This is a genomic window from Aquimarina sp. MMG016 (assembly GCF_018100805.1).
Taxonomy (GTDB): domain Bacteria; phylum Bacteroidota; class Bacteroidia; order Flavobacteriales; family Flavobacteriaceae; genus Aquimarina.
This window is the reverse complement of sequence record NZ_JAGJEA010000008.1, coordinates 163,689-175,797: the sequence shown is the minus strand read 5'-3', so window position 1 is coordinate 175,797 and position 12,109 is coordinate 163,689. Positions and strand designations below refer to the sequence as shown.

General features: G+C 36.3%; 13 protein-coding genes. All 13 read left to right on the top strand.

Features of this window, described 5'->3' with window-relative positions:
• Positions 1-29 precede the first annotated feature (29 nt).
• Complete coding sequence (gene paaE / locus J8M14_RS16005) at positions 30-1,103, top strand: 1,2-phenylacetyl-CoA epoxidase subunit PaaE (protein ID WP_211075812.1); 1,074 nt, start codon at positions 30-32, stop codon at positions 1,101-1,103.
• A 57-nt stretch (positions 1,104-1,160) separates the two neighbouring features.
• Positions 1,161-2,117: a 1,2-phenylacetyl-CoA epoxidase subunit PaaA gene (paaA, locus tag J8M14_RS16000; RefSeq protein WP_211075811.1), complete on the top strand. Its 957-nt coding sequence runs from the start codon at positions 1,161-1,163 to the stop codon at positions 2,115-2,117.
• Between the two features lie 33 nt (positions 2,118-2,150).
• A complete protein-coding gene (gene paaB / locus J8M14_RS15995; protein WP_211075810.1) occupies positions 2,151-2,432 on the top strand; it encodes a 1,2-phenylacetyl-CoA epoxidase subunit PaaB in 282 nt (93 codons plus the stop codon).
• Between the two features lie 99 nt (positions 2,433-2,531).
• On the top strand, positions 2,532-3,287 hold the full coding sequence (gene paaC, locus J8M14_RS15990; protein WP_211075809.1) for a 1,2-phenylacetyl-CoA epoxidase subunit PaaC: 756 nt from the start codon (positions 2,532-2,534) through the stop codon (positions 3,285-3,287).
• 34 nt (positions 3,288-3,321) lie between these two features.
• Positions 3,322-3,825, top strand: a complete 504-nt coding sequence (gene paaD / locus J8M14_RS15985) for a 1,2-phenylacetyl-CoA epoxidase subunit PaaD (RefSeq protein ID WP_211075808.1) — start codon at positions 3,322-3,324, stop codon at positions 3,823-3,825.
• A gap of 4 nt (positions 3,826-3,829) precedes the next feature.
• Positions 3,830-4,195, top strand: coding sequence for a VOC family protein (locus J8M14_RS15980; RefSeq protein ID WP_211075807.1), 366 nt, complete (start codon positions 3,830-3,832; stop codon positions 4,193-4,195).
• A gap of 2 nt (positions 4,196-4,197) precedes the next feature.
• Entirely contained in the window at positions 4,198-4,977 is a 780-nt protein-coding gene (locus J8M14_RS15975; protein WP_211075806.1) for an enoyl-CoA hydratase-related protein, read from the top strand.
• Positions 4,978-5,020: 43 nt separating this feature from the next.
• A complete protein-coding gene (locus J8M14_RS15970; protein WP_211075805.1) occupies positions 5,021-6,190 on the top strand; it encodes a 3-hydroxyacyl-CoA dehydrogenase NAD-binding domain-containing protein in 1,170 nt (389 codons plus the stop codon).
• Positions 6,187-6,615 (top strand): hotdog fold thioesterase, encoded by a 429-nt coding sequence (locus J8M14_RS15965; RefSeq protein ID WP_211075804.1) that lies wholly within the window; start codon positions 6,187-6,189, stop codon positions 6,613-6,615. The genes J8M14_RS15970 and J8M14_RS15965 overlap by 4 nt, the downstream gene beginning before the upstream one ends.
• Before the next feature lie 57 nt (positions 6,616-6,672).
• Positions 6,673-7,884 carry a 3-oxoadipyl-CoA thiolase gene (pcaF, locus tag J8M14_RS15960; RefSeq protein ID WP_211075803.1) on the top strand — a complete coding sequence of 404 codons (1,212 nt, stop codon included), beginning with the start codon at positions 6,673-6,675 and terminating at the stop codon, positions 7,882-7,884.
• 71 nt (positions 7,885-7,955) lie between these two features.
• Positions 7,956-10,451, top strand: a complete 2,496-nt coding sequence (gene paaZ, locus J8M14_RS15955; RefSeq protein WP_211075802.1) for a phenylacetic acid degradation bifunctional protein PaaZ — start codon at positions 7,956-7,958, stop codon at positions 10,449-10,451.
• A gap of 38 nt (positions 10,452-10,489) precedes the next feature.
• Positions 10,490-11,242, top strand: a complete 753-nt coding sequence (locus J8M14_RS15950) for an enoyl-CoA hydratase/isomerase family protein (RefSeq protein WP_211075840.1) — start codon at positions 10,490-10,492, stop codon at positions 11,240-11,242.
• Between the two features lie 54 nt (positions 11,243-11,296).
• Positions 11,297-11,893 carry a transferase hexapeptide repeat family protein gene (locus J8M14_RS15945; protein WP_211075801.1) on the top strand — a complete coding sequence of 199 codons (597 nt, stop codon included), beginning with the start codon at positions 11,297-11,299 and terminating at the stop codon, positions 11,891-11,893.
• Positions 11,894-12,109 lie beyond the last annotated feature (216 nt).

Genomic DNA, 12,109 nt, shown 5'->3' with positions numbered 1-12,109 from the left:
ACTATAACGATATAGTTACCCAATTAATTATGACTGATTTTTATCCCATGCAAGTTTCTGATATAAAAAAAGAAACTAAGGATTGCACTTCAATAACGTTTGATATTCCCAATGAATTATGGGATCGTTTTCAGTATAAGCAGGGACAGCACCTTACTATCAAAGCATTAATTAATGGAGAAGATGTCAGACGTTCTTATTCTTTATGCTCAAGTCCTATTGAAAATAAATGGCAAGTAGCTGTAAAAAGAATTAATGGAGGCTTGTTTTCAAATTTTGCTAATAATGACTTAAAAGTTGGAGATCAGCTAGAAGTGATGGCTCCGGTAGGGAACTTTTTTGTGGAAGTAGACCCATCAAAACCTAAAAACTATATTGTTTTTGCCGCTGGTAGTGGTATTACTCCCATTCTTTCAATTATAAAGACCCATTTGGCACTTGAGCCACAAAGTACTTTCAAACTCTTTTACTTGAATCGAAACGCTAAATCCATTATCTTTAAAGAAGAGATTGAAGCACTTAGAAATAAATACTTTGGGAGGTTAGAAATATTTTATTTTTTAACCAAAGAACAACGTGATATTCCATTGCTTAATGGAAGATTTACAGCCGAAAAGATTCAAGAATTGGCTAATAAAATTATCGATATTTCTAATGTGGATGAGTGTTTTGTTTGTGGTCCTGAAGAAATGATTTTTTTAATCAGAGATGAATTAGTGAATGCGGGGTTATCTAAAGATAAGATTCATTATGAACTTTTCTTTTCTGGAGCTACCGAAGAAGATAAAAAGAGAGCTGCTGAAGCTGTAGAACATAAATTCGAAGGAACAGAAGTCACAATTATCGATGGTGGAAAAGAATTCCATTTTGCTATGGACGATGACTACGATAATATTTTAGACGGAGCATTAGGTGCAGGAGCTGATTTACCATTTGCTTGTAAAGGCGGTGTGTGCAGTACCTGTAAGTGCAAAGTTGTTGAAGGTGCAGTAGAGATGAAAATAAACTACGCACTAGAAGATGATGAAGTTGCTAAAGGATTTGTTTTATCCTGTCAGGCAGTTCCAACTACAGAAAAAGTAGTAGTAGATTTTGATGTATAAAATTTTTTGTCATTCCAGCATAGGCTGGAATCCAAAACCATAATAAATGTAATTGTTATGAGTGAAAAAGAAATAAAGAATTTAGAAGAAATCTTTGAGCAAAGAATTGCCAGAGATGAAAAAATTGAACCTAAGGATTGGATGCCGGAGAAATATCGTAAAACGCATATCCGTCAGATTTCTCAACATGCACATTCCGAAATTGTGGGAATGTTACCAGAGGGTAATTGGATCACAAGAGCGCCTTCTCTAAGAAGGAAAGTTGCTCTATTGGCAAAAGTTCAGGATGAAGCAGGACACGGGTTATATCTATATAGTGCGTGTGAGACTTTGGGGATTTCTAGAGATGAATTATATGATCAATTGCATACCGGTAAAGCAAAATATTCAAGTATTTTTAACTATCCGACAATTACCTGGGCAGATATTGGTGCCATCGGTTGGTTAGTAGATGGTGCTGCAATTATCAATCAAGTGCCGCTTTGTAATACTTCGTATGGTCCTTATGCAAGAGCAATGATTCGTGTGTGTAAAGAAGAAAGTTTTCATCAGCGTCAGGGATATGAGATTATAATGACCTTGGCTAAAGGAACTCCAGAGCAAAAAGAGATGGCTCAAGATGCATTAAACCGTTGGTGGTGGCCATCATTGATGATGTTAGGACCTACCGATGCTGAATCGGTGCATACCGCTCAGTCCATGAAGTGGAAGTTAAAACGAAAAACAAATGACGAACTACGTCAGCAATTTATAGATCAAACAGTTCCACAAGCAGATTTAATAGGTCTAACCATTCCAGACCCAGATTTAAAGTGGAATGAAGAAACAGGTCATTATGATTTTGGAGAAATAGATTGGGATGAATTCTGGCAAGTGGTTAAAGGCCATGGTCCTTGTAATAAAGAACGCATGTCTGCAAGAGTAAATGCTTGGGAAGAAGGAGAATGGGTAAGAGATGCTGCCATGGCATATGCAAAAAAACAAGAAGGTAAGAAGCTTAAAAAAGCAATTTAATAATTCAGAATTCAGAATTTAAAATTCATAATTATGAGAAACTGGCCACTTTGGGAAGTATTTGTAAGAAGTAAAAACGGTTTAGAACATCGCCACTTCGGAAGTTTACATGCTGCAGATGCAGAAATGGCATTAGAAAATGCGAGGGATGTATATACTAGAAGAAGTGAAGGAGTAAGTATTTGGGTTGTAGAATCCAAACATATTACTGCCTCTAATCCTGAAAATAGCGGAGAATTGTTTGAACCTGCTCAGGATAAAGTGTATAGACATCCTACATTCTATACCTTACCAGACGAAGTAAAACATATGTGATTATTGTTTTTGCAATAATTACAATTCCCGCGAAGGCGGGAAACTTATAAAGCATACTTTAAGTTGAATAGATAAGAAATCCACTTTGCAGACAGTGATATGAAAAACGAAAATTTAATACAATATATATACGGAATTGCAGATAATGTTCTGATCTTAGGTCAGCGTTTGTCTGAACTCTGTGGTCATGGACCAAATCTTGAAACTGATATTGCCTGTACAAACATAGCTTTAGACCTTCTTGGTCAAACAAGAAGTTATTATCAATATGCTGCTCAATTATCCGGAGAAGGAAAAACAGAGGATGATATTGCTTTTTTAAGAAATGAGAGACAATATAAAAATGTATTACTCGTAGAACAACCGAATAGGCATTTTGGATATGTAATTACCAGACAATTTTTGTTTGATGCATTTCATTTATTATTGTTAGAAGAACTTCAAAATAGTAAGGATGATACCCTGGTAGCAATTGCCAAAAAGGGAATTAAAGAAGTAAGTTATCATCAAAGATTTTCTTCAGATTGGATCAAAAGGCTAGGTGATGGAACACAAGAAAGTCATAAAAAAGTTCAGGAGGCTCTTGATGATCTTTGGAGGTTTACCAATGAATTATTCCTAATGACAGAAGATGATAAAATTGCTTTAGAGAATGGAGTTGGTGTTAACGTATTAACACTACAAGAAAAATATAATCAAAGAATTAAAGAAGTTTTGGATGAAGCAACACTTACAATTCCTGAAACAAAATACTTTCAAAAAGGAGGTAAACAAGGAATTCATAGTGAACATATGGGGTATTTATTATCAGATTTGCAATATATGCAACGTACATACCCTAATATGAAGTGGTAAAATTTCTGCTTAGGCAGGAATCTCAATTTCCATTATGACAATCGAACTAGAGCAACATATAGACCCTAAACTAATTTCGATCCTTGAGAAAGTAAGTGATCCTGAAATTCCAGTACTATCAATTATGGATATGGGTGTTGTACGTTCTGCTGAGATGATAGATAATATTGCTCAAGTCAAAATTACCCCAACATATAGCGGTTGTCCTGCGATGGATGTCATAGGAGATGATATTATTAAAGCTTTTGATAATGCAAATATAAAAGCTGAAGTGTCTTTGGTGTTATCCCCAGCCTGGACTACCGATTGGATCACTCCAAAAGGCAGAAAAGCCCTCGAAGATTATGGTATTGCAGCTCCTTTAGAAGAAGACGCAGATAAAGAAGCACTCCTAGGAAATAAACGTATTGTAAAATGTACTAATTGTGGTTCTAGCAATACCAAATTGGTAAGTCAGTTTGGCTCCACGGCCTGTAAAGCCTTGTTTAAATGTGAAGACTGTTTAGAACCTTTTGATTATTTCAAATGTTTAAAGTAGTGCTATGCTTGGTTTAAGAACAACGATATACAAAGTAAATGATCTCAATAAAGCTAAAGAATGGTATGCAAAAGCTTTTGAGACAAAACAATACTTTGACGAATCCTTTTATGTAGGCTTCAATATTGGAGGATATGAACTTGGATTATTGCCGGAAGAAGGTTCGATAAAAGAAAAAGTAGATAGTGTACTTTCCTACTGGGGTGTAGATGATATTCATAAAACATTTCAAAAACTTATTGAATTGGGAGCTATCGAACACGAAAAGCCTACAAATGTTGGAGGAGAGCTTATGGTAGCTTCTGTAAAAGATCCTTGGAATAATATTATCGGAATTATATATAATCCTGAATTTAAAATACAAAACTAAATATGGCTTCAATAGAATTACATATTGAAAACAATATAGCAAGAATAACACTTAATCGACCAGAAAGCTTTAATAGTTTTAATAGAGAAATGGCTCTGTTATTACAAAAGATATTAGACGATTGTAATACTGATGATGAGGTAAGAACAATTGTCCTTACCGGAAATGGTAAAGCCTTTTGTGCAGGTCAGGATCTTAAAGAGGTGACTTCTCCCGAATTGAATCCTGGTTTTAGAAGAATATTAGAGGAACACTATAACCCAATTGTTCAAAGAATTAGAAATATCGAAAAGCCCATTATAGGTGCGGTTAATGGTGTAGCAGCTGGTGCTGGAGCAAATATTGCTTTAGCTTGTGATATCGTAGTAGCTTCAGAAGCGGCTAGTTTTATTCAGGCATTTAGTAAGATTGGATTAATTCCGGATAGTGCGGGAACATTCTTTTTACCTCGATTGATTGGTTTTCAAAAAGCATCCGCTTTGATGATGCTAGGAGATAAAGTATCTGCCAAAGAAGCCGAGCAGTTAGGAATGGTGTATAGGGTAGTTGAGGTTACAACTTTCGAAGAGGAAGTAACTAAGTTAGCACTAAAAGTTGCTCAAATGCCCACAAAAGCTCTTGGTTTAACCAAAAGGTTATTAAATCAGTCTATGGTCAATAACCTTGAGGAACAATTAGCAATAGAATCTGATTTGCAAATAGAAGCTGCAGAAAGTGAAGATTATGCAGAAGGAGTTCAATCTTTTATCGAAAAAAGAAAACCCATTTTTAAAGGAAAATAATAGTATTAGTAAACTCGTAAATCGTAATTCTTAAATCAAAAATATGATAATAGGAATCATAGGGTCTGGAACCATGGGAAGTGGTATTGCTCAGGTTGCTGCAACTGCAGGTAATACGGTCAAGGTTTTTGATACCAAGCAAGAAGCTTTAGATAGGAGTAAACAATCTTTAGATAAAATTCTTTCACGATTAATCGAAAAAGGGAGAATTGATGAAGCCGAAAAAACTCGAATTCAAGGTAATATTTCTTATATAGATTCTATAAAAAATCTAAAAGATGTTGATTTTACTATTGAAGCTATTGTTGAAAATCTTGATATTAAGAAAAAGGTGTTTTCAGAATTAGAAAGTTATGTTTCAGAAGGTGCTATCATTGCATCTAATACATCTTCATTATCAATTGCGTCGATTGCTTCTTCCTTGAAAAACCCAGAAAGATGTATTGGGATTCATTTCTTTAACCCAGCTCCATTGATGAAGCTGGTAGAAGTAATTCCCGCTATCCAGACATCAAAAGAAGTTACTGATAAAGTGGTAGAGATCATCAAAGACTGGAAGAAAGTAGTAGCCTTGGCCAAAGATACTCCTGGTTTTATAGTCAACCGTGTGGCAAGACCTTTCTATGGAGAATCACTGCGTATTTATGAAGAAGGACTTGCCGATGTGGCTACTATAGATTGGAGTTTGAAAACTCTAGGAGGTTTTAGGATGGGACCTTTTGAATTGATGGATTTTATAGGTAATGATGTGAATTACACGGTTACGGAAACCGTTTTCAAAGCATTTTATTATGACCCACGCTATAAACCTGCATTTACGCAAAAAAGATTATCCGAAGCTGGATATTTGGGTAGAAAATCCGGTAAAGGATATTATGATTATGATGATAATGGCTCAATTATATCTAATAGAGAATCCGCTGATAAAGATCCTGAACTTTCCCAATACATTTTTAATAGAGTATTGGTAATGTTGATCAATGAAGCAGCAGATGCTTTATTTTGGAATATAGCCTCTGCTGAAGACATAGATAATGCTATGACCAAAGGTGTGAATTATCCAAAAGGACTATTAGCTTGGGCAGATGAAAAAGGAATCGATTGGTGTGTTAATAAACTGGATAAATTATATAATGAATATCATGAAGATCGATATCGTTGTAGTCCTTTGCTAAGAAGAATGGAACGAGAAAATAAAAAGTTTTTTAAATGACCTCCAAAACTCACATACTCAAAAACTCACAAACCATACCAGATAAAATGTTATCGCTTGATCCATTCAGTCAATGGCTGGGTATTGAAGTTTTGGAAGTAGAAAAAGGAAGATGCAGAGTAGGAATGACCATTCGAAAAGAAATGCTAAATAGTATGGGTAAAGCTCACGGTGGGATATCATATAGTTTGGCGGATACAGCTTTTGGTTTTTCTGCAAATACACATGGCAAATATGCAGTTTCAATAGAGACATCGATAAATCATATAGAAGCATTAGAAGAAGGAGATTATTTAACTGCAGAGGCTGTTACAGATGTTACCAAAACCAAGATAGGGTTTAACATAGTTGAAGTAAAGCGAGGAGAACAAATTGTAGCTTTGTTCAAAGGAGTTGTCTATAGAACTAATAAAGATTGGGAATAGAACGTATGAAATTGAGAAAACTCAAAGACTCACTTACTAAAACACTCAAAAACTAATATGAAAGAAGCATATATAATAGACGGTATTAGAACTCCAATTGGGAATTATAAAGGAACATTATCTGCAGTTAGAACGGATGATCTGGGAGCTTTAGTAATAAGAGAATTAATAGAAAAGAATCCCAATATTCCTAAAGAATCTTATGATGATGTGATACTGGGCTGCGCAAATCAGGCAGGCGAGGATAATCGTAATGTTGCCAGAATGTGCTCTTTATTGGCAGGGCTTCCTTTTACAGTTCCCGGAGAAACAGTGAATCGCTTATGCAGTTCCGGGCTTTCTGCCATTATTCATGCAAATAGAGCAATAAAAGCAGGAGATGGTGATCTTTTTATATCAGGAGGAGTCGAAAATATGACACGTGGACCATACGTAATTGCAAAACCATCTTCAGCATTTGGAAATGATTCTAAAATGTACGATTCCAGTTTCGGATGGCGATTTGTTAACAAAAAAATGCACGAATTGTACGGTACCGATGGAATGGGGAATACTGCAGAGAATTTAGTGGAGAAATATAATATTTCTAGAGAAGATCAGGATGCTTTTGCGTATTGGAGTCAGATGAAAGCTTCCAAAGCGCAAGAATCTGGTAGATTGGCAAAAGAAATTACAACTGTAGAGATTCCACAACGAAAAAAAGATCCAATCCAATTTTCTGAAGATGAATTCATAAAACCTACTACGAGTAAAGAGGTGTTAGCAAAATTACGCCCTGCATTTAAAAAAGATGGAAGCGTAACTGCAGGAAATTCATCGGGCTTAAACGATGGTGCCGCTGCGACTATTATTGCTTCTTCAGCTGCGGTGCAACAATATAACCTAAAACCTATAGCAAGAATAGTCAGTTCTGCAGTAGTTGGAGTAGAACCAAGAATTATGGGTATTGGTCCTGTTCAAGCTTCTAATAAAGCATTAGAAAAAGCCGGGATCGCTATGGATGATATTGATGTGATTGAATTGAATGAAGCTTTTGCTTCTCAAGCACTGGCGTGTATTAGAGAATGGGGATTAAAAGATGATGATCCTCGTATCAATCCTAATGGAGGATCCATAGCTATTGGACATCCTCTGGGAGTAACCGGAACGAGAATAGCATATTCCGCAGCTCTAGAATTACAAGAACAAAACAAACGATATGCATTAATTACTATGTGTGTCGGTGTTGGGCAAGGGTATGCTGCTGTTATTGAAAATGTGAACATATAAAGAGTATAGTACTTTTTGTCATTCCAGCGTATGCTGGAATCCAAAATAAGAACTAAAAGAAATATTTTAATATGAAAGTTTTAGAAAGCTATATAACCGGGAAATGGGCTGAAGGTTCAGGTGATGGAATCGTAATGAACGACGCGGTTACTGGAGAAGTTATTGGTACATCCACTACAGAAGGCCTTGATATTCCTGAAGTTTTGCAATACGGTAGAACCAAAGGCGGAGAAGTGCTAAGAAAAATGACTTTTCAAGAGCGTGGAAATATGCTTAAGAAACTAGCATTGTACCTTACCAAGAGAAAAGAGCAATTCTATGAGCTAAGTTATAGAACGGGAGCAACACGCGTAGATAGCTGGATTGATATCGAAGGAGGTTTTGGTAATCTTTTTGCTAATGCATCCTTACGTAAGTTATTTCCGAATCAATCGTATCACGTAGAAGGAGATCCTATTGATTTATCAAGAGGAGGAAGATTCATGGCGCATCATATTTTAGTACCTAAACGTGGTGTAGCCGTTCATATTAATGCTTTTAATTTTCCAATTTGGGGAATGTTAGAAAAATGTGCAGTGAACTGGATGGCAGGAATGCCTGCAGTGGTTTTACCGGCGCCGCAAACTGCATATCTTACAGAAGCTGTAGTACGAGTAATTGTGGATTCAGGAATTTTACCAGAAGGATCATTACAGCTTTTAAGCGGGATGACTAAAAATATTCTGGATACAGTAGCATCTCAAGATGTGGTAACATTCACTGGTTCTGCACATACCGGAAGAATATTAAAAGCACATCCAAGATTAATTGAAGAATCTGTACCATTCACTATGGAAGCAGACTCATTAAACGCCTGCATACTTGGAGAGGATGCAGTACCAGGAACACCGGAGTTTGATTTGTTTGTTAAGGAAGTTCGAAAAGAAATGACTGTGAAGACAGGTCAGAAATGTACTGCCATTCGTAGAATCATTGTGCCATCAGGATTAGTTGAAGATGTACAGATAGCTTTAGGCAAACAATTAGATAAAGTCACCATTGGAGATCCAAGGTTGAAAGAAGTACGAATGGGAGCTTTGGCCAGCAAAAAACAGGTAGAAAGCTTTAAAAATAATGTAACAGAAATTGCTAAAACTGCTCAAATTGTATATGGAGATTTGGACAAAATAGAAACAGTTGGTGCGGATGCAAAGAAAGGAGCTTTTGTAAGCCCAATTTTGATGAGACAAGATAACCCGTTTCAGAAAACTGATGTTCACGAGATTGAAGCTTTTGGACCAGTTTCGACTATTATGCCATATGATACATTGGATGATGCCATTACATTATCCCAAATGGGCAAAGGATCTTTGGTATCTTCTATATTTACATATGACGATAACATTGCAAAAGAATATGTTGTGGGAGCAGCGTCGCATCACGGACGTATTTTAGTAGGAAATAGGGAAAACGCTAAACAAAGTACAGGTCACGGTTCCCCGCTGCCAATGCTTACTCACGGAGGTCCGGGAAGAGCAGGAGGTGGAGAAGAAATGGGTGGAATGCGTGGAATTAAACACTACATGCAGCGTTGTGCAATACAAGGAACTCCAACAACGCTAACTGAAGTAACCGGAATCTATCAGGCGAATTCTAAATATAAAGAGTCAGATAAGCATCCTTTTGCCTATCATTGGGAAGATATTGAGCCTGGAATGTCTCTTAAAACGCATAAGAGAACTGTAACGGATACAGATATTATCAATTTTGGTAACTTAACCTGGGACCATTTCTATGCGCATACAGATATTACCTCTCTAGAGGGCAGTATTTTCGAAAAGCGTACTGCTCACGGGTATTTCATTCTTGCTGCTGCCGCTGGATTGTTCGTATACCCAAATAAAGGACCCGTTGCCGCTAATTATGGGTTGGAAGAATGCAGATTCTTGCGCCCTATTTATCATAACGATACAGTGTATGTTAGGTTAACCTGTAAACAAAAAATTGATCGAGATCATCGTGGAAAAGAATTGCCAAGCGGTATTGTAAAATGGTTCGTAGAAGTATTTGATCAGGAAGATGAATTAGCAGCAATAGCGACAATTTTGACAATGGTACAAAAGAAATCACCATTTGTACAAGTGAATCGATCAAATATTGAAGGATATTTAGCAAAGCTAAGCGAGGATGCCAAACCTCAATGGGGTATGATGACAGCTCAACATATGGTGGAGCATGTGGAGAAAACCATCAGAATTGGAGCTGGAGAAATTCAGGATTTTGACATTGCAACGCCAGAAGAGTATCTGGAAAAAGTGCAAGAAATGATTTACAATCATAAACCAATGCCCAAAGGACATAACCATCCTTTAATGAAAGAAGGTGTATTAGAAGAATTGGTTCATGAAGATTTGACAACAGCCAAAATGAAACTGCTAGAAGCAATGGATGCATTAGTAGTGTATTTCAAAGAAAACCCTGAAGCAGTAACAAAGAATGCCGTATTCGGTGAGATGAATAAGTTTGAATGGGATTTGTTGAATATCAAGCATCTAAACCACCACTTTGAACAGTTTGGAATACTTTAACCTTTATCATTTTGTATTTATAATTTAAAAAATTGAACTTGACACAACCATACGTACATATAGACATAGAAAACGGAGTAGGAACAATAGAGTTTTTCCATCCGGCGCACAACTCTTTACCAGGTGATATTCTGGCAAAATTGGCACAAACTATAACCGAAGCAGGAAATAATGATGAGGTAAAAGTTATTGTACTAAAAAGTGGGGGCGATAGAACATTTTGTGCAGGAGCTAGTTTTAAAGAATTGATCAATATTAACGATGCAGAAACTGGCAAAGTATTTTTCTCAGGATTTGCCAATGTAATCAATGCAATGCGTAAATGTCCAAAATTTATAATTGGACGAGTACAGGGAAAAACTGTAGGAGGAGGTGTTGGAGTTGCATCTGCAACAGATTATTGCATGGCTACAAAATTTGCTTCTATTAAGTTAAGCGAGCTGAATGTGGGAATTGGTCCTTTTGTTGTTGGGCCAGCAGTGGAACGCAAAATAGGGCTATCGGCAATGACACAAATAGCTATTGATGCAAACTCTTTTTATGACGCAGAATGGGCAAGAGATAAAGGATTATTTACCAAAGTTTTTGAAGATACAGAAACTCTAGATGCAGAAGTAAAAGTATTTGCAGAACATTTATGTACGTATAACCCTGAAGCAATGAGAGATATGAAGAAAGCTTTTTGGGAAGGAACAGAACACTGGGATACACTTTTAGCTGAGAGAGCAATCATCAGTGGTAGATTAGTGCTAAGTGATTTTACCAAGGAAACATTGAAACGATTTAAGTGAAAAGACTTTTGTTATTCCAGTGTAGGCTGGAATCCAGAAAAATAGATTATTAAAATGATTTACAGTTTTAAAGGATACATACCAGTAGTTCACGAAAGCAGTTTCGTTCATCCGTTAGCGGCAGTAACTGGTAATGTTATTATTGGTAAAAACTGTTATATCGGTCCGGGAGCTGCAATTCGTGGTGATTGGGGTGAAATTATTCTTGAAGATGGAGTGAATGTACAAGAAAATTGTACGGTGCATATGTTCCCGGGTAAATCAATAGTGCTCAAAGAAAGTGCTCATGTAGGTCATGGAGCTGTTATTCACGGAGCTAATTTAGGGCGTAATTGTTTGATAGGAATGAATACAGTAATTATGGATGATGCAGAAATTGGCGATGAATGTATTGTAGGAGCTATGTCGTTTGTAAAAGCAAATACTGTTTTTCCTGAAAGAAGTTTAATTGTTGGTAACCCTGCAAAAGTGATTAAACAAGTTAGTGATGAAATGATTGATTGGAAAACAAAAGGAACCAGGTTATATCAACAATTACCCGCTGATTGTTTTGAATCATTAGAAGAAGTAGAACCGTTAAGAGCGGTTCCGAAAGATAGACCAACACAGGAGGCGTTTTATAAAACATTAGAAGAATTTAAAGATAAATAAATTATAAGGTTTGTCATCCCAGGCTTCCTCCCGTCCGGCGATCTGGGATCCATTAATGTAGCATATAAAGAAGTGGATTCCAGCCTACACTGGAATGACAAAAGGCTCATAAAAAGAACGAATCAAAAAACTAACAAACATTAGTTCGTTGAAAACCTTAGAATTATTATAACAGTTAAACCATAATTCTGAATTCATAATTCGTAATTATAAAAA